Source organism: Streptomyces sp. NPDC048349 (assembly GCF_040651925.1).
GTDB lineage: Bacteria > Actinomycetota > Actinomycetes > Streptomycetales > Streptomycetaceae > Streptomyces.
On the sequence record NZ_JBEZLA010000060.1, the window covers coordinates 1 to 17,111 of the forward strand.

The following is a 17,111-nucleotide window of genomic DNA, read 5'->3' on the forward strand; positions in this document are numbered from 1 at the left end:
GGCCCGACCCGGAAGGACAGTGGGACTGGCGGGAAACCCCCAAACCCTCCCTGATCAGGCCCCAGGGGCGCAGGCCCCCCGAAGCCCCCGCCCAGTGAGACGGCCCACCCCCGAGCCCCCCAACCGGGTGACCCCTCCCCGGCCCGCCGTCCCCATTGGGGGATTTGTCATACCGCGCATGGCAGCATCGGGCGCCTCGGAGGTGATCCCATTGTCCCCACGGCTGCTTCGTGCCGTCTGCATCGCCGCGGTGCTCGTCACCACCGGCCCACTCCCCGTAGCCGACGCCGAGCCCGGTCCACCCGCGGCGCCCGGCCCGCCCAGCACGTCGCGCACGACCGGCACAACCAGCACGTCGAGCACAACCGGCACAACCACCACAACCGGCACGTCGAGCACAACCACCACAACCACCACAACCCAAACACCCCCCGCATCCGGCCAGTCCGTCGGGGTGCTGCTCACCCGGCTGCAAGCGCTGTACCAGAAGGCCGAAGAGGCCACCGAAGCCTTCAACGCCACCGAAGTCGCCCTCAAGACCCACCAGGACGAAGAGCGGCGGCTCACCGCCGAGCTCGGCAGGGCCCGTACCGCCCTGAGCACCGAGAAGGCGCTCCTCGGGCGGTTGGCCCGCGAGCAGTACCAGGGCGCCCGCGGCATCTCCCCGTACGCCCGCATGCTGCTCGCCGGCAACCCCCAGGCCGCCCTCGACCAGCGCCGCCTCGCCGCCCGCGAGGGCGCCCGGCAGGCCGCCGTACTCCACCGGCTCACCCGAGGCGAGCGGGAGGCCGGCGCCCTCGCCACCCGGGCCCGCCGGGCCCTGGACTCCCAGCAGACCCTGGCCGCGCGCCAGAAGCAGCAGAAGGCCGAGGTCGCGACGCAACTCAAGGAGGTCGAGCGCCTGCTCGCCGCCCTGACCCCCGAGCAGCTCGCGCAGCTCGACGCGCGCGAGGCCGCGAACACCGCCGGCGCGCAGCGCGAGCTGGTGGACTCCGGCCGGCTCCCCGCCCGCACCGGTACGCCCACGGCCGCCGGCGGGGCGGCCCTCAGGTACGCGGCGGCCCAGATCGGCAAGCCGTACGTGTGGGGCGCCGAGGGGCCGGGATCCTTCGACTGCTCGGGACTGACCTCGCAGGCCTGGGCGCACGCGGGCCGCGCCATCCCGCGGACCAGCCAGGAGCAGTGGGCGACGCTCCCGAAGGTGCCGTTGGACCAGCTGCGGCCCGGGGACCTGGTGGTCTACTTCCCGAAGGCCACCCACGTGGGCCTGTACGTGGGCGGGGGCAAGGTGATCCAAGCACCCCGCCCCGGCACGAAGATCAAGGTCTCGCCGATCGCCGCGAACCCGCTCCTCGGCGCCGTGCGCCCGGACCCCGACGGCTCCCCACTCGCGGAGTTCACCCCTCCACCACTGCCCGCAACAGCGGCGGAAGAGGACGCCACGGACGACACAGACGCCACAGACGCCACAGACGCCACAGACGCCACAGACGACACGGCCTACTCCTCCGAAGAACCCCCGGAGCCCTCTCCCGCACCCGCCACCGACGCCAAGTAATCCGCCGCGTCCTCCGGGTCGTAGAAGTACGCGTCGAAGTCGGCCGGGTGGTCGAAGCCGTTGGCGAATCGATCCGCCACCGGCTGGAGCTGCCCGGCGGCCCCGATCAGGTTCAGTACGTGCTCCGGCGGGACGCCCAGCATCGCGTTCGTCCACTGGGTCACCGGCTTGCCCGTGGTGAACCAGAACTTGTCGAAGGTGGCCTTCATCCACGCCTCGTCGAACGCCTTGTCCCCGTGCATCAGGATCGACGACAGGTACGAGGCCGCGCACTTGGCGGCCGAGTTCGAGCCCTGCCCGGTGATCGGGTCGTTGGCGACGACCACGTCCGCGACGCCCAGCACGAGCCCGCCGCCCGGCAGCCGCCCGATCGGATTGCGGACCACCGGCGCGTACCGGCCCGCCAGGGTCGCGCCGGCGTCCGTGAGCTCCACCTTCGTGGCACGCGCGTACTCCCACGGCGTGAACTTCTCCATCAGCTCCAGCGTGAGCGCCAGGTGCTCCCCCGGCTCCTTCACGCCCTGGAACACGTCCAGCGGCCCGCCCGGAACGCCCTCCCAGAACAGGATGTCCGCGCGGCCGGACGTCGTCAGGGTCGGCATCACGAACAGCTCGCCGACACCCGGCACCAGGTTGCAGCGGACCGCTTCCGTCTCCGGGTGCTCGGGGCGCGGGCCCAACCCGTGCACGTACGAGACGGCCAGAGCGCGCTGCGGGACGTCGTACGGGGAGCGTGCCGCGTCCCGCTCGAACATGGACACCAGCTCGCCCTTGCCGGCGGCCACCAGCACCAGGTCGTACGTCCGGGAGAAGAAGTCGAGGTCCGCGACCGACGCCCCGTGGATGACCAGCTGCCCGCCGCGCTGCGCGAAGGTGTCGAGCCAGCCGGCCATCTTCACGCGCTGGTCAACGGACTGTGCGTACCCCTTGAGCCGGCCGAGCCAGTCGATGGGGCGGCTGCCGTCGGGAGCCGCCACCGAGACCCCGAGACCCTCGATCTTCGGGGCCTGCTGCTCCCAGAAGTTGATCTGGAGATCACGTTCGTGCTGGAGCGCGGTGCCGAACATGCACTGCGTCGACATCACCCGGCCGGTGCGGATCTCGTCCGCGGTCCGGTTGGACATGAGGGTGACCTCGTACCCCTTCGACTGGAGTCCGAGGGCGAGCTGGAGACCGGACTGGCCGGCCCCTACGACAAGTATCTTGCGCATCTGTCACGTTCTCTATTCGGGAGTGGTGTCCAGGGCGTGTCCGACCAGGGCCAGCAGGGACTCGACGACCGTCACGCGGCTGCGGGCGTCCATGATCACGACGGGGACGTCCGGCGGGATGGTCAGCGCTTCCCGCACGTCCTCCGGCTCATAGGACTCCGAGCCCTCGAAGTGGTTGACGGCGACGGCGTACGGCAGCCCGCAGCTCTCGAAGTAGTCGAGGGCCGGGAAGCAGTCGCGCAGCCGCCGCGTGTCGGCCAGGACGATGCCGCCGACGGCGCCGCGCACCAGGTCGTCCCACATGAACCAGAACCGCTCCTGGCCCGGGGTCCCGTACACGTACAGCACCAGGTCGTCGTCGAGGGTGACGCGGCCGAAGTCCATCGCGACGGTGGTGGTGCTCTTGTCCGGGGTGCCGGTCAGGTCGTCGGTCGGGACGCTGGCCTGGGTCATGACCGCTTCGGTGCGCAGCGGCGTGATCTCGGAGACGGACGAGACGAAGGTGGTCTTGCCGACGCCGAAGCCGCCCGCGACCAGCACCTTGACGGCGACGGGAGCGCGCGAGCGGTCGTACTGCCAGGGCTGGACGGGCTCGTCGTCCGCGGCCGGCACCACCGGCTGGTCAGAGACGGCGAAGACCACTGAGCACCCTTTCGAGCAGTGCGCGTTCGGGGCGGCCGGTGCCGTGGCCCGTGCCGTAGACGCGGATCCTTCCCTGGTCGGCGAGGTCGCTGACGAGGACGCGGACCACACCGAGCGGCAGCTTCAGCAGCGCGGCGATCTCGGCGATCGTGCGCATGCGGCGGCAGACCTCGACGATGGCGGGCATCTCGGGCATGCGGTCGGGCGCCTTGACGGGACCGGCGTCCAGGGCGGCGACGAAGGTCTCCACCAGCAGGACCTGCGTGAAGCGGGTCCTGCCGCCCGTCAGCGAGTACGGGCGGACGCGGGCGGGACGGCGGTCGGCGCCGCGTATCGGCAGCCGGTCGGAGGCCGGACTCCTCACGGGGTTTTCTCCATCGACTGGCGCAGCTCACTGCGGACTTCGGGGGTCAGGACGTGGCCGGCGCGGCCGACGAACAGGGCCATGTGGTAGGCGACGACGCCCATGTCGCAGTCGGGCGCGGCGTGCACGCCCAGCAGGGAGCCGTCGCTGATGGCCATGACGAAGACGGAGCCGTGCTCCATCGCCACCATGGTCTGCTTGACCGTGCCGCCGTCCATGAGGGCGGCCGCACCGGTGGTGAGGCTGCCGAGGCCGGAGACGATGGTGGCCAGGTCGGCGGAGGCGCCCCGCGGGCCCTTGGTGCGGGGTCCCCCGGAGGATTCCGCACCCGGGTCGGAGGACAGGAGCAGCAGCCCGTCCGAGGAGACCACGGCGACGGAGTTGACGCCGGGTACCTCCTCGACCAGGTCGGTCAGCAGCCACTGCAGGTTGCGGGCCTGGGTGCTCAGTCCGTACGTACTGGGCGCGGTCATGTGCGTGCCTCCTGTGCGGTGTCCCCCCGGTCGGTCTGCCCGTGATGCTGGTCCTGCTGGAGCTCGGCGGCGGCCACGCGCCGCCCGTCCTGTGCGCCCTGGTAGAACCCGCCGAGCCGGCGCCGCAGTTCGTCGGCGTCGACCTTGCGCGGCGGTTGGGGCGGTGCGCCCTCCGTGCGGCCGGCGGCCACGGACCGCGGCGTCCGCTTCGGCAGGCCCTTGTCGGTGACGGCCTCGGCCTCGGCGCCGACCCCGCCGACCCCGGCGTCGGCCGGGTCGGCGGGGTGGCTGCCCTGGCGCGGCAGCCAGTTGTCCTCGGGGGTGGCATGCCGGTGCGGATCCGGCTCGTGCCCGGTTTCCCGTACGTCGGCACCGGGCGCGGCAGCGGTCGCGCCGGTCGGGACCTCCGACCCGGGGTCCGCCACCGCGAAGCCCGCCCCTTCCGCGTCGGGGACGACCCGCGCGAGCAACTGCTCCTCGGGACCGGCCCCACCCGGAACCTCCGCCGCCGGAGCCTCCGCGGGACCGGTCGCCGGGGCCGTCTGCGCAGGAACCTCGGCCCACGCCGGCGCCTCGGCCGATGCCGGAACCTCGGCCGATGCCGGCGCCTCGGACCCCGCCGGGTCCGGGTCCGGTTCCCGGCCCGTCTCCATCCCGGTCTCCGACGGAGCGTCGGCCGCCAAGGCCACCGACCCGACCTCCGACCCGACCTCCGGCCCGACCTCCGACCGGATCTCCGGCCCGACCTCCGACCGGATCTCCGGCCCAGTCTCCAGTCCGGTCTCCGACCCGACCTCCGGCCCGACCTCCGGCCCGTTCTGCGCGGCCCCGCGCACACGGCTCGGCAGGGTGTTCTCGTTGGCCTCCGCGATCACGCCCGGCAGGTGCAGCGCGGGTGCTCCCGGCGCGGCCAGGGTGTGCACCGGCGAGGCCGGCGGGGTGGCGGGCAGCAGCGCGGCCGGGACGACCACGAGCGCCTCGGTGCCGCCGTGCCGCGGGGTGCGCAGCTCGGCGGTGACCCCGTGCCGCGCGGCGAGGCGCCCGGCCACGTACAGGCCGAGGCCCAGGCCGTGTTCGGCCTCGGGCTCCTCGTCGTAGGCCTCGGGCGTGGACAGCCGGGCGTTAAGGGCTTCGAGGCGGTCCTCGGTGACCCCGATGCCCTCGTCGACGACGGACAGCACCACGTCGCCGGAGTCCAGCAGCCACCCGGACACCTTGACCTTGGCGTCCGGCGGGGAGAACGTCGTCGCGTTCTCCAGCAGCTCGGCGAGCACGTGCGAGATGTCGTCGGCCGCGTGTCCGGCGACCTGGGTGTACGAGGGCAGCGCGGCCAGCTCGACGCGCTCGTAGCGCTCGATCTCGCTCACCGCGGCCCGCATGACGTCGACCAGCGGCACCGGCAGCCCCTGGCCGTGGCCGTGCTCCTGACCGGCCAGGACCAGCAGGTTCTCGTTGTGGCGGCGCATCACGGTCGCCAGGTGGTCGAGCTTGAACAGGGTCGCGAGCCGGTCCGGGTCCTGTTCCTTGGACTCGAGCTCCTCGATGACGGCGAGCTGGCGCTCCACCAGGCCGAGGGTCCGCAGCGACAGCGAGACGGAGGTCGTCGACATGATGCGGCGGTGCTCCTCCAGCCCGGCGCGCAGCGTCGACAGTTCCTCTTCCAGCGCCTCGCGGCCGGAGGCCAGTGCCTCGTTGCGGCCGATGATCCGGCGCCGGTCGGCGTCGAGCCCGGCGATCCGGGTGTGCAGGGAGACGGTCTGGTCGCGGACCGCGTTCAGGTGGCGCACCACTTCGGCGAACTCGTCGTTGCGGCCGGTGAAGCGGACCGGCTCCACCGAGCCCTCCGGCGTGGCCAGCCGCTCGGCGCCGCGGCGCAGCACGGACAGCGGCCGGGTCAGCGAGCGGGCCACGGCGGTGGAAACGCCCACGGTGACCAGGAACAGCACGCCCAGCAGGGCGATCACGGTCTCCAGTCGGGTCACGTCGTCGTCGCGCAGGGTGGCGAGCGCGGAGGCGCGCTGGCCGGCGAGGGTGGATTCGACGGACCGCATGCGGTCGATGCGGGCGGTGAGCGCGGAGCCCACGGCGGCGGCGTCGGTCTTGCGGTCGGCGGCGGTGAGCGTGGGCCGGTCGGTGAGCCGCTTGAGGTAGTCGTCGGCCGCCTTGACCTCCGGTCCGGTGACGGTGGCGGCGAGGGTCTGGCGTACGTCGGGCCGTGCGGCCCGCGCGAAGTCGTCCAGGGCGGCCTGTTCCCGGACCCGCGAGCGCTGGGCGGCGGTGGTGAGTTCGTCGACCACGGCCGCGCCCGGGAGCTGCTCGCCGCGGGGGACGGCCAGCGCGGCGAGCAGCAGCCCGCGGGTGGCCGAGGCCTGTTCCACGGCCTGGCCCAGCGGGGCCATCGGGCGGGTGGTGGCGAGGGCGGCCGTGGCGCGCGGCGGGGTCAGTTCGGCGAGCCGGTCGCCGGGGGCGAGCAGTTCCGCGAGGACCCCGGCGTAGGCCTGGTGGGCGGCGAGGGCGCTGCCCTTGCCGTCGACGGCTTCGGTGCGGACGGCCTGGACGCGGGCGAGGGTGCGGGCGGTCGCCTCGTCGGCTTCGGCCTGGACCTCGGCGAGCTGCCGGTCGGTGCGGGCGGCGCGTTCCTGGACGGGCCCCTTGGCCGTGCCGGGGCGGCCCTTGGCGGCGTACTCCACCACGGCGTCGCGTTCGTCACCCAGGAGGTGGGCGAGGGTGAGGGTCTGCCGGGTCTGCTCCGCGAGGGTGACCAGGCGCTGGGAGTCGTTCAGTTCCCTCGTGGCGGAGACGACCGCGGGGGCGCCGGCCGCGAGGACGGTGAGGCCGGCGACGGCCACGCCTACGACCAGCCTGCGGCGCACGCGGACGCGGCGTCCTGCGGGGGCCGGGCCGTCGGTGGCGGTGCCGTTCTTCCGAGACCGCTTCTTCTGCACCGGTGCTCGCAATCCTGTACGTGTGCTCTTGCTCGTCTACTCGTGTGGCCGAGGTAACGGCCGGTCAACAAGTAAACGCCTCCGCCCCCCTCGTACCGCCTCAGACCTTTGCAGTGTGATGGGGAGAGAGCCGCACATCGCCCACCCGGCCACTCGAACGAGTGAACATCACGGATGAGTTGGCGACCAACTCGGACATCCGGCGCCAGAGCGCGTCCGTGGACAGGCGGTTGAAAGATCGATGCGGGCTTTGGCAGTATGCCCGCCCACATTCCGGGGTGCCCCGCCGCCGGGGCCGCGGCGCGCTGCGCGGGGGCCCGCTCCGGCCCCTCCCCCCCTTCTGGTACGGACCTGCCCGCGCTCCGCACCCCGTGCCCGGCACAATGCCCGCATGCGCATCGACCTCGCCTCCGCCCCCGGCAGCCCGGAACGCCCCAATGAGGACTGGGTGTCGGCCGCGATCCCCGCTTCGGGCGGCGGCGTACTGGTCGCTCTGGACGGGGTCACCCCGCCGCGCGGCGAGGACGGCTGCGTGCACGGCGTGCCGTGGTTCGCGGCCCGGCTCGGCGGCCGATTGACCGAACTGTCCGGATCGCGGCGGGACATGCCGCTGGACCGGATCCTGGCGGAGGCCGTGCGCGCCACGGCCGACGCGCACCGGGACACCTGTGACCTTTCTCACGTCCGCACTCCGCAGGCGACGGTGGTCGTCGTGCGCTGGGACGAGGCGTCCGTGGAGCACCTGGTGCTCTCGGACTCGGTCCTGCTCCTCCAGGAGCCCGGCGGCGGGGTGACGGCGGTGCTCGACGACCGGCTGGACCGGGTCCCCCGGGAGGTGCTGCGCTCGGTGGGGGCGACGGACCGCCTGCGCAACGCGGAGGGCGGCTTCTTCACGGCGGCCGCGGATCCCGCGGTGGCGGTCCGGGCGGTGACGGGGCGCACCCCGCGCGACCGGGTCCGGGCGGTGGCCGCGCTCACGGACGGGGCGAGCCGGTGGACGGACACGTTCGGGGAGGGCGACTGGTCCGAGTGCCTGGCGGTCCTGCGGAAGGAGGGCGCGGAGGGGCTGATCGGCCGGGTCCGCGCGCTCGAGTCCGACCCGGCGCGCCCGCCGGCCCGGTACAAGCGGCACGACGACGCCTCGGCGGTCTACGCGGAGCTGTAGGACACGGCGCCCCCCGCCTAGGGGGCGTCCTCGCCCGCGTTCAGCTGGTTGAGCAGCCTGGCCAGTTCCGCCACCTCGCCGCGGTCCCAGTCGGCGAGTTTGCGCATGTACTGCTCGCGCCGGGCGTCGCGCACGCGCAGGAACCGCTCGCGGCCCTCCTCGGTGAGGCCGACCAGGAAGGCCCGGCCGTCGGCGGGGTCCGGCTCCCGGGCGATCAGGCCGAGCACCTCCAGGGCCCGCAGCTGGCGGCTCATGGTGGCCTTGCCGACGCCGAAGTACGCGGCGAGCTCGGTGGCCCGCTGCCGGCCGGCCGCCTCCAGGCGGACGAGGAGCCCGTAGGCGGCGGGTTCCAGTTCGGGGTGGAGGGCGCGCGCCATCTCGCCGGAGGAGGCGCGGGCACGCCGGAGGAAGACGGACAGCTCCCGCTCCAGGGCAAGGAACTCCTGGTCTTCGCTCCCGTACACGCCGGCTCCTTCGGTGGTGGATGAGCCGCCAGTATTTCGCAGCGGGCGCGGCCGCGGCCCGGGGCCCCGCCGCTGCGGGGTCCCGGGCCGTCGCAGGTCCGCCCGTCAGGCGGCGGCGGTGACCGCCAGCTCCTCCGGGGCCTGCGCCCGCGACAGGGCCAGGTCCAGCACCTGGCGCACGTCCGTCACCGGGTGCACCTCCAGCCCCTCGAGCACCTCCGCCGGGACGTCGTCCAGGTCGGCCTCGTTGCGCTTGGGGATGATGACGGTGGTCAGGCCCGCCCGGTGCGCGGCGAGCAGCTTCTGCTTGACCCCGCCGATCGGCAGGACGCGCCCGGTCAAGGAGACCTCGCCGGTCATGGCCACGTCGGTGCGCACCTGTCGCCCGGAGAGCAGCGAGGCGAGGGCCGTCGTCATGGTGATGCCCGCGCTGGGGCCGTCCTTGGGCACCGCACCGGCCGGGAAGTGGATGTGCACGCCCCGGTCCTTCAGGTCGGCGACGGGGAGCTCCAGTTCGGCGCCGTGCGAGCGCAGGAAGCTGAGGGCGATCTGCGCCGACTCCTTCATGACGTCGCCGAGCTGGCCGGTGAGGGTCAGGCCGGCCGCGCCCGTCTCCGGATCGGCCAGCGAGGCCTCCACGAAGAGGACGTCGCCGCCCGCGCCGGTCACCGCCAGGCCGGTGGCCACACCGGGGACGGCGGTGCGCCGCTCCGCCGGGTCCTGGGCGGACTCCGGGACGTGGTGGGGCCGGCCGATCAGCGCGCGCAGGTCGCCGGCGCCGATGGTGAAGGGCAGTTCCCGCTCGCCCAGCTCGTGCTGCGAGGCCACCTTGCGCAGCAGCCGCGCGAGGGACCGCTCCAGGGTGCGCACGCCCGCCTCGCGGGTGTACTCGCCGGCGAGCTTGCGCAGCGCCTCCTCCTGCAGGACCACCTCGTCGGCGCCCAGGCCGGCCCGCTCCAGCTGACGCGGCAGCAGGTGGTCGCGGGCGATGACGACCTTCTCGTCCTCGGTGTACCCGTCGAGCCGGACGAGCTCCATGCGGTCGGCGAGCGCCTCCGGGATGGCTTCCAGGACGTTGGCCGTCGCCAGGAACACCACGTCGCTGAGATCGAGCTCCACCTCGAGGTAGTGGTCCCGGAAGGTGTGGTTCTGCGCCGGGTCCAGGACCTCCAGCAGCGCGGCCGCCGGGTCGCCGCGGAAGTCGGAGCCCACCTTGTCGATCTCGTCGAGGAGCACGACCGGGTTCATGGACCCGGCCTCCTTGATGGCCCGTACGATCCGGCCCGGCAGGGCGCCGACGTAGGTCCGGCGGTGCCCTCGTACCTCGGCCTCGTCGCGCACGCCGCCGAGCGCGACCCGGACGAACTTGCGGCCCATGGCGTGGGCCACGGACTCGCCGAGCGAGGTCTTGCCGACGCCGGGCGGTCCGACGAGCGCCAGCACGGCCCCGCCCCGGCGGCCGCCGATGACGCCCAGGCCGCGCTCGGTGCGGCGCTTCCTGACGGCGAGGTACTCGGTGATGCGGTCCTTGACGTCGCCGAGCCCGGCGTGCTCGGCGTCGAGGACGGCCCGGGCGCCCCGGATGTCGTAACGGTCCTCGGTCCGCTCGTTCCAGGGCAGTTCGAGGACGGTGTCCAGCCAGGTGCGGATCCAGGAGCCCTCGGGGCTCTGGTCGCTGGCCCGCTCCAGCTTGTCGACCTCCTTGAGGGCGGCCTCGCGGACCTTCTCGGGGAGGTCGGCGGCCTCGACGCGGCTGCGGTAGTCGTCGGACTCTTCGCCGTCCTTCTCCCCGCCCAGCTCGCGCAGTTCCTTGCGGACGGCCTCGAGCTGGCGGCGCAGCAGGAACTCGCGCTGCTGCTTCTCGACGCCGTCCTGCACGTCCTTGGCGATGGACTCGGCGACGTCCTGTTCGGCGAGGTGGTCGCTGAGCGCCTTGACGGCCAGCCTGAGGCGGGCGACCGGGTCGGCGGTCTCGAGCAGTTCGACCTTCTGTCCGACCGTCAGGAACGGCGAATATCCGGAGTTGTCGGCGAGGGCCGAGACCCCTTCGATCTGCTGGACCCGGTCGACGACCTGCCAGGCCCCGCGCTTCTTGAGCCAGCTGGTGGCCAGCGCCTTGTACTCCTTGACGAGCTCGGTGACCGCACCCGGCAGCGGGTCGGGCACGTGCTCGTCCACGGTCTCGCCCTCGACCCAGAGCGCGGCGCCGGGGCCGGTGGTCCCGGCGCCGATGCGGATGCGCCCGCGGCCGCGGATGAGCGCGCCGGGGTCGCCGTCGGAGAGCCGGCCCACCTGCTCGACCGTCCCGAGCACCCCGGTCCCGGCGTACTTCCCGTCGACCCGCGGCACGAGCAGCACCCGGGGCTTCCCGCTGCCCGCCGCCGCCTGGGCCGCCTCGACGGCCCCGCGCACCTCGGCGTCGGACAGGTCCAGCGGAACGACCATGCCGGGCAGCACGACCTCGTCGTCGAGCGGCAGCACGGGCAGAGTGAGCGTTACGGACGTCGAAGCCATGATCAACCCTCCGGCAGTGAAGTTGAGCTATGCCGACTCAATGCATCTGCGCCGCCCAATGTTCCCCAACCTCCGTTCGCCTGGGGCGAACGGAGGAAAGCGCGGTCGGTCCCCCAGCACGGATGGACGCCCTGGAGTGCACGGGGCAGGACCGCCGCTTAGCGTCGCTGCGAGGCCGCGCGCCACCCGCCCGCGGCGCGTCCCCGCGGTCGAGAGGAAGCCCCATGGCTGTCGTGATGACCTTTTCCTGGCCCGAGATCACGCCCGACCTCTACGACACGGTGCGCGAGAGGGTGCGCTGGGAGGAGGACGCGCCGGACGGGTGCCTGCTGCACGCCGCGTGGTTCGTCTCGGGCGGTCTCAACGTGCTCGACGTCTGGGAGTCCGAGGACCACTTCAACCGGTTCATCGCCGCCCGGATCGCCCCCGTGGTCAAGGGCGAACTGGGCGTGGAGAGCGACCCCGAGCCGCAGTTCTTCCCTCTGCACCGGCGCTTCGTCGCCCCGGGCATCAGCGGCGGCGGCGCCTGACGCATGCCGTCGACCGGCCGGGTCCGCAACTCCGCAGTTCTGCGCAGAGATGCTCAGTTGCGGACGTCACCCCTTGCCCGTGGCCGGGCCCGTGGCCACCGGACGCTCGGCGGACGGCAGGCCCCACTCGCTCCAGGAGCCGTCGTACACGGCCAGCCGCCGGTAGCCGGCGAGGTCGGCGCCCAGGGCGAGGACGCATGCGGTGACGCCCGAGCCGCAGCTGAAGTAGAGCCGCTCCCGCTCGCCCGCCAGCGCCGCGAAGGCCTCCCGGAGTTCCCCGGCGGGGCGCATCAGGCCGCCGTCGCGCTGCAGGTCCCCGAAGGGCAGGTTGAGCGCGCCCGGCATGTGGCCGCCGCGCAGGCCCGCGCGGGGTTCCGGAGCGGTGCCGGCGAAGCGCTCGCGGGTGCGGGCGTCGAGGACGGCGGCGGCGGGGTCGGCCAGGGCCCCGGTGACGGCCGCGGCGTCGACCAGCAGGCCCGGGCGCGGGCGGGGGGTGAAGGAGCCGCGCGGGCCGTCGTAGGCGGGGCGGGCGTTCTCCACGGGCAGGCCGGCGGCGGTCCAGGCGGGCAGTCCCCCGTCGAGGACGGCGACCCGGTCGAAGCCCATGGCCCGCAGCATCCACCAGGCGCGGGCGCTGGAGTAGATGCCGGCGCCGTCGTACACGACCACGGTGTCGGTGTCGTGGAGGCCGAGGTCCCGCAGCGCCTCGGCGAACCGTGCGGGCGCCGGCATGGTGTGCGGGGCCGGGGCCTCGTGGTCGGACAGGTGCCCGTCGAGGTCGAAGGGGCGGGCGCCGGGGATCCGCCGGCCGGCCCCGCGGTGGGCGCCGACGGAGGCGTCGAAGACGACCAGTCCGGGCGCGGCGAGCCGGTCGGCCAGCCAGTCTGCTCCGACCAGCGGCCCCGACGGCTCAAGGGAGTTGGGGGTCATACGGCTGCTCCTCGAGGGGTGGGGCAACATCCTGCCGCACGCCTCAGGCCGGGCAGCCGCCCGGGCGTGCGTAGAGCGCGACGCGGGCGCCCCGCACCCCGGTGACCGAGCAGAGGTCGAACCAGGCCGCCAGCGTCTGCCGCTTCACCGCCTCGCGCGGGTACGGGTCCAGGGGCTGCCCGGCCGGGTCCAGCAGCGCGATGACCCGGGGGGACGCGATGAGGGCCTCGCGGATCTGCTGCGACGGCAGTTCGGTGCCCTGGAGGCTGTGGGAGTCCTGCGGGGAGCGGGCCAGGGCCACGTCGCGCAGTCCGCCGTAGACATCCGGCGAGGACAGCAGCCACTCGCGCCGCCGCGACGGCAGGAAGAGCACCGCGTCCCCCGGCCGGGCCCGCTCGCGGACCGCGGCCGCCACCGCCAGCACGTCGTCCTTGCGGCTCTCCGGCGTGCGCAGCCACACCGACCAGCAGCCGAAGGGCACGAGCAGAGCCGCGACCAGCAGCCACGGCCACGGCCACGATCCGCGCGCCGCGGCCAGCCGGACCCCGGCCAGCAGGGCGAGCCCGGCCAGCGCGTAGAGCACGTACCGGTCGACGTACCAGGGGTGGACCAGCGAGAGCGTCATCAGCAGCCCGGGCGGCAGCAGCGCGAGGGGCACGGCCACGCGGACGAGGTCGCGCGACCGGGCGCCGCGCGCGAGGAGCAGTACGGCGCCCGCGAGCACCCCGTACGCCGCCCAGTCCTGCCAGGAGGGCCGCCCGAGCCAGCCGAGCTGCTGTTCCGCCTGCCGGGCGCTGACCAGGGCGAGGGGCAGCAGCAGGGCCACGACGGCGCCGGCGGCCAGACGCCAGCCGCGCGAGCGCCAGGCGGTGACGGCGTGCGCGAGCAGGGCCAGGACCGCGAACTCGTGCAGCCAGCAGCCGAGCAGCAGCACCACCGCGTACGCCGTCCACCGCTCGCGGAGCATCAGGTACGTCGCCCACACCACCGCCGCGGCGACGAGGGCGTACGAGCGGCCTTCCTGGGCGTAGGTCTGCACGGGCGGGAGCACGGCGTACGCGAGGCCGCAGAACAGTGCGGCCCGGTCCGCCCCGCGCCCGCGGTCCCCCGCGAGCCGGTGCCCGATCGCGGCCACCCCGGCGGCCGCGAGGGCGGTGGCGGCGACGGAGGGCAGCCGCAGGGCCCACAGGCCGCCGTCCCAGACCAGGAACACCCCGTGCATGAGCAGGTAGTACAGGCCGTGCACGGCGTCCACCTGGCCGAGCAGCTCCCCCAGGGCGCCGAGCGGCCGGTGGGCCACCTGCCAGGTGACGGATTCGTCGCGCCACATGCTGCCGCCGCGCTCCAGACCCCACAGGCCGAGGAGGGCGGCGAGCAGCGGCGGGAGGACGAGCCAGGGGGCGGTGCGGCGGATGGCTGCCTCCGGGTGCTGTCGTTACGGGTGCGGGGACTCCATACTCGGGGTTCGGGCGGAGTACCTGCGGAGGTGGGTGTGCGAGCGTTCCGGGCGGTGGCGGTGACGGCGGTGACGGCGGCGGTGCTGGGCACGGTCCTGAGCGGATGCGGGCCCTCCGGTTCCGGTGGCGACGACGGCCGGCCGCCGGCGACCGGCACACGCACCCCGGCGGCCACGCCCGCCACGACGGCCCCCGCCGCCACGGCCGCGCCCGCTCCGACGACGGCGGCTCCGGCCCCCGCCGAGTCCCCGGCCGCGACCGAGACCCTGGTCCAGGTCAGCCGCAGCGGCGGCTACGCCGGCCAGGTCCACACCCTCATCGTCAAGGGCGACGGCTCGTGGACCCGACTGGGCCGCAAGGCCGAGCCGGAGGGCACCGGAAAGCTGTCGCAAGCGGCGCTCGCCGCCTTGCGCAGCGCCCTGCGGGAGGCGGACTTCGCGCGGCTGCCGAGGATCGCGACGGGCGACACGACGGTCTACGACGGGTTCACCTACGCGTTCGTGCACGGCGGCTTCGAGGTGGCGGCGGAGCAGGAGGCCCTGATCCCGGCCCTGCGGAAGGTGCTGGACGCGCTGCCGCCGTTCACGGCGGGCTAGGGAGCGGCGGCCCCGGCGAACCCGTTCGTACCGATAAATCCGGAGCAGATTATTCCGCTCTCCGCGAAGCCGGGGACGCAGCCGGAGCCGGCGCCCCCGGCCCCGGCCGTACGTGCGGAACGTCGACCGGACCGTCGACCGGAACGTCGATCCCTTCGAGCTCCCGCGGTCGATGCAGGCCGTCGAGACCTCCCGCGCGGACGTCCCGGACGACACCGCGGACCCGGTGTTCGCCCAGGGCCACGGACTGTCCCTGGAGGCCGGTACATCCTGCCTCCAACCCGGATGATCAGCACAAATGCCCTGTCCGAACCCCGCATAGCCGCAGGCCGGTGCCTCCTCTACGCTGCACCCCACCACGCAGATCTTCAGGGGCGGACCGGGACATGGAACAGACGCACACCCACAACGGCGCCTCGGCGACCCCCGGCGCACAGCGGCGCGTACTCGTCGTCGAGGACGACCAGACCATCGCCGAGGCCATCGCGGCCCGGCTGCGGGCCGAGGGATTCCAGGTGCAGACGGCCGCGGACGGGCCGGCCGCCGTCGCCGCCGCCGAGAGCTGGCTGCCCGAGCTGCTGGTCCTGGACGTGATGCTGCCGGGCTTCGACGGACTCGAGGTCTGCCGCCGGGTCCAGGCCCAGCGGCCGGTCCCGGTCCTGATGCTCACCGCCCGCGACGACGAGACGGACCTGCTGGTCGGCCTCGGCGTCGGCGCGGACGACTACATGACGAAGCCGTTCTCCATCCGCGAGCTGGCCGCACGGGTCCACGTACTGCTGCGGCGTGTGGAACGGGCCACACTGGCCGCGCACGCACCGCGCGGGGCCACCCTGCGCCTGGGCGACCTGGAGATCGACCACGCGCAGCGCCGGGTCCGCGTGCAGACGGAGGACGTGCACCTGACGCCGACCGAGTTCGACCTGCTGGTGTGCCTGGCCGGGACCCCGCGGGCGGTGCTCTCCCGGGAGCAGCTGCTGGCCGAGGTGTGGGACTGGGCCGACGCGTCCGGGACCCGTACGGTCGACAGCCACATCAAGGCCCTGCGGCGCAAGATCGGCGCGGAGCGGATCCGTACGGTCCACGGCGTCGGGTACGCCCTGGAGACTCCGGCGCAGGCATGAGCGGCCGGCACCCCGGCCCGGGGCTGCGGCCCTTCTCGCCGTTCTCGATCAAGACCAAGCTGGGCACCCTTGTGGTGGTCTCGGTCTTCATCACGACCGGCCTGCTGCTGGTGGCCCTGCGCACGGACACCGAGCTGCGGTTCATCACGGTCTTCTCGGTGATCGCCTCGATGCTGATCACCCAGTTCGTGGCGCACAGCCTGACGGCACCGCTGGACGACATGACGCGGGTGGCCCGGGCGATATCCCAGGGCGACTACACGCGCCGGGTGCGGGGGGCGGGGCGCCGCGACGAGCTGGGGGACCTGGCCTCGACGATCAACGTGATGGCGGACGACCTGGAGGCGGTGGACCGGCACCGCAAGGAGCTCGTCGCCAACGTCTCGCACGAGCTGCGCACGCCGATCTCCGCGCTGCGGGCGGTCCTGGAGAACGTGGTGGACGGGGTTTCGGCCGCCGATCCGGAGACCATGCGCACGATGCTCAAGCAGACCGAGCGCCTCGGCCGCCTCGTGGAGACCCTGCTGGACCTGTCCCGGGTGGACAACGGCGTGGTCCCGCTGAAGGCCCGCCGCTTCGAGGTGTGGCCCTACCTGTCGGGGGTGCTCAAGGAGTCGGGGCTGGCGGCCGCCGGCCGGCCGGGCCTGCTCTCCGGTTCCGGCGGGCACACCCGCAACGACGTCCACCTGCACCTGGACGTGTTCCCGCCCGAGCTGACGGCGTACGCGGACGCCGAGCGGCTCCACCAGGTCGTCGCGAACCTGATCGACAACGCGGTCAAGCACAGCCCCCCGCACGGCCGGGTCACGGTCCACGCCCGGGCCGGCGACGCACCGGGCGCGCTGGAGCTGGAGGTGCGCGACGAGGGCCCCGGCATCCCGGAGGCGGAGCGGCACCGGGTCTTCGAGCGGTTCAACCGCGGCAGCGCACGCGCCGGCGACGGGGGCACCGGGCTGGGCCTGGCGATCGCCCGCTGGGCAGTGGAGCTGCACGGAGGGCACATCGGCGTGGCCGAATCGTCACGGGGCTGCCGCATCCTCGTCACGCTTCCGGGCAGCTCGCAGGCTCCGCGTTGACGTAGGGTTCGAGTGGGAAGGACATGATCTCGGCCACACGCACCCGGGGTCCGTCAGGGGTG

The 17,111-nt window shown here is 74.0% G+C and carries 16 protein-coding genes; 7 read left to right on the forward strand and 9 right to left on the reverse strand.

Translation table 11 applies throughout. The features are described 5' to 3' along the window. The first annotated feature begins 454 nt into the window (after positions 1 to 454). Positions 455 to 1,558, forward strand: coding sequence for a C40 family peptidase (locus AB0D44_RS27315; protein ID WP_362595667.1), 1,104 nt, complete (start codon positions 455 to 457; stop codon positions 1,556 to 1,558). Here AB0D44_RS27315 and AB0D44_RS27320 read toward each other — a convergent pair. The 5 genes from AB0D44_RS27320 to AB0D44_RS27340 are packed head-to-tail and all read right to left on the reverse strand — an operon-like array spanning position 1,501 to position 7,193. Next, positions 1,501 to 2,769 carry a styrene monooxygenase/indole monooxygenase family protein gene (locus AB0D44_RS27320; protein ID WP_362595669.1) on the reverse strand — a complete coding sequence of 423 codons (1,269 nt, stop codon included), beginning with the start codon at positions 2,767 to 2,769 and terminating at the stop codon, positions 1,501 to 1,503. The genes AB0D44_RS27315 and AB0D44_RS27320 overlap by 58 nt on opposite strands. Before the next feature lie 12 nt (positions 2,770 to 2,781). After that, positions 2,782 to 3,411, reverse strand: a complete 630-nt coding sequence (locus AB0D44_RS27325; protein ID WP_362595671.1) for an ATP/GTP-binding protein — start codon at positions 3,409 to 3,411, stop codon at positions 2,782 to 2,784. After that, positions 3,392 to 3,775 carry a DUF742 domain-containing protein gene (locus AB0D44_RS27330; RefSeq protein WP_362595673.1) on the reverse strand — a complete coding sequence of 128 codons (384 nt, stop codon included), beginning with the start codon at positions 3,773 to 3,775 and terminating at the stop codon, positions 3,392 to 3,394. The genes AB0D44_RS27325 and AB0D44_RS27330 overlap by 20 nt, the downstream gene beginning before the upstream one ends. Continuing rightward, positions 3,772 to 4,248 carry a roadblock/LC7 domain-containing protein gene (locus AB0D44_RS27335; protein WP_362595674.1) on the reverse strand — a complete coding sequence of 159 codons (477 nt, stop codon included), beginning with the start codon at positions 4,246 to 4,248 and terminating at the stop codon, positions 3,772 to 3,774. The genes AB0D44_RS27330 and AB0D44_RS27335 overlap by 4 nt, the downstream gene beginning before the upstream one ends. Next, complete coding sequence (locus AB0D44_RS27340; RefSeq protein WP_362595676.1) at positions 4,245 to 7,193, reverse strand: nitrate- and nitrite sensing domain-containing protein; 2,949 nt, start codon at positions 7,191 to 7,193, stop codon at positions 4,245 to 4,247. Before AB0D44_RS27340 ends, AB0D44_RS27335 begins: the two co-directional genes overlap by 4 nt. A gap of 391 nt (positions 7,194 to 7,584) precedes the next feature. Here AB0D44_RS27340 and AB0D44_RS27345 point away from each other — a divergent pair, with 391 nt between their 5' ends. Further along, positions 7,585 to 8,358: a hypothetical protein gene (locus AB0D44_RS27345; RefSeq protein ID WP_362595678.1), complete on the forward strand. Its 774-nt coding sequence runs from the start codon at positions 7,585 to 7,587 to the stop codon at positions 8,356 to 8,358. Between the two features lie 17 nt (positions 8,359 to 8,375). On the opposite strand, the gene AB0D44_RS27350 is transcribed toward AB0D44_RS27345, so the two are convergent. Both AB0D44_RS27350 and lon read right to left on the reverse strand, forming a co-directional pair. After that, entirely contained in the window at positions 8,376 to 8,822 is a 447-nt protein-coding gene (locus AB0D44_RS27350; RefSeq protein ID WP_362595680.1) for a MarR family transcriptional regulator, read from the reverse strand. 105 nt (positions 8,823 to 8,927) lie between these two features. Beyond that, positions 8,928 to 11,336 (reverse strand): endopeptidase La, encoded by a 2,409-nt coding sequence (lon, locus tag AB0D44_RS27355; protein ID WP_362595682.1) that lies wholly within the window; start codon positions 11,334 to 11,336, stop codon positions 8,928 to 8,930. A gap of 224 nt (positions 11,337 to 11,560) precedes the next feature. Here lon and AB0D44_RS27360 point away from each other — a divergent pair, with 224 nt between their 5' ends. Beyond that, positions 11,561 to 11,866 carry a hypothetical protein gene (locus tag AB0D44_RS27360; RefSeq protein WP_362595684.1) on the forward strand — a complete coding sequence of 102 codons (306 nt, stop codon included), beginning with the start codon at positions 11,561 to 11,563 and terminating at the stop codon, positions 11,864 to 11,866. A 66-nt stretch (positions 11,867 to 11,932) separates the two neighbouring features. On the opposite strand, the gene AB0D44_RS27365 is transcribed toward AB0D44_RS27360, so the two are convergent. After that, the gene (locus AB0D44_RS27365; RefSeq protein ID WP_362595686.1) at positions 11,933 to 12,796 is read right to left on the reverse strand and encodes a sulfurtransferase; all 864 of its coding nucleotides are present in this window, start codon (positions 12,794 to 12,796) and stop codon (positions 11,933 to 11,935) included. 43 nt (positions 12,797 to 12,839) lie between these two features. Then, a complete protein-coding gene (locus AB0D44_RS27370; RefSeq protein ID WP_362595688.1) occupies positions 12,840 to 14,126 on the reverse strand; it encodes a hypothetical protein in 1,287 nt (428 codons plus the stop codon). Between the two features lie 162 nt (positions 14,127 to 14,288). Between AB0D44_RS27370 and AB0D44_RS27375 the strand changes: the two genes are divergently transcribed. The 4 genes from AB0D44_RS27375 (at position 14,289) to AB0D44_RS27390 (ending at position 17,049) form a co-directional block, all read left to right on the forward strand. Continuing rightward, positions 14,289 to 14,849, forward strand: a complete 561-nt coding sequence (locus AB0D44_RS27375; RefSeq protein ID WP_362595690.1) for a hypothetical protein — start codon at positions 14,289 to 14,291, stop codon at positions 14,847 to 14,849. A gap of 112 nt (positions 14,850 to 14,961) precedes the next feature. Beyond that, positions 14,962 to 15,138 (forward strand): hypothetical protein, encoded by a 177-nt coding sequence (locus AB0D44_RS27380; protein WP_362595691.1) that lies wholly within the window; start codon positions 14,962 to 14,964, stop codon positions 15,136 to 15,138. 97 nt (positions 15,139 to 15,235) lie between these two features. Further along, a complete protein-coding gene (locus AB0D44_RS27385; RefSeq protein ID WP_362595693.1) occupies positions 15,236 to 15,973 on the forward strand; it encodes a response regulator transcription factor in 738 nt (245 codons plus the stop codon). Then, positions 15,970 to 17,049, forward strand: a complete 1,080-nt coding sequence (locus AB0D44_RS27390) for a HAMP domain-containing sensor histidine kinase (protein ID WP_362595695.1) — start codon at positions 15,970 to 15,972, stop codon at positions 17,047 to 17,049. Before AB0D44_RS27385 ends, AB0D44_RS27390 begins: the two co-directional genes overlap by 4 nt. The last annotated feature ends 62 nt before the right edge of the window (positions 17,050 to 17,111 follow it).

Coding starts and splice junctions, on each gene's coding strand:
- AB0D44_RS27320 (WP_362595669.1), bottom strand. CDS start 2,769: ATGCGCAAGATACTTGTCGTAGGGGCCGGCCAGTCCGGTCTCCAGCTC.
- AB0D44_RS27335 (WP_362595674.1), bottom strand. CDS start 4,248: ATGACCGCGCCCAGTACGTACGGACTGAGCACCCAGGCCCGCAACCTG.
- AB0D44_RS27345 (WP_362595678.1), top strand. CDS start 7,585: ATGCGCATCGACCTCGCCTCCGCCCCCGGCAGCCCGGAACGCCCCAAT.
- lon (WP_362595682.1), bottom strand. CDS start 11,336: ATGGCTTCGACGTCCGTAACGCTCACTCTGCCCGTGCTGCCGCTCGAC.
- AB0D44_RS27360 (WP_362595684.1), top strand. CDS start 11,561: ATGGCTGTCGTGATGACCTTTTCCTGGCCCGAGATCACGCCCGACCTC.
- AB0D44_RS27365 (WP_362595686.1), bottom strand. CDS start 12,796: ATGACCCCCAACTCCCTTGAGCCGTCGGGGCCGCTGGTCGGAGCAGAC.
- AB0D44_RS27370 (WP_362595688.1), bottom strand. CDS start 14,126: ATGTGGCGCGACGAATCCGTCACCTGGCAGGTGGCCCACCGGCCGCTC.
- AB0D44_RS27385 (WP_362595693.1), top strand. CDS start 15,236: ATGGAACAGACGCACACCCACAACGGCGCCTCGGCGACCCCCGGCGCA.
- AB0D44_RS27390 (WP_362595695.1), top strand. CDS start 15,970: ATGAGCGGCCGGCACCCCGGCCCGGGGCTGCGGCCCTTCTCGCCGTTC.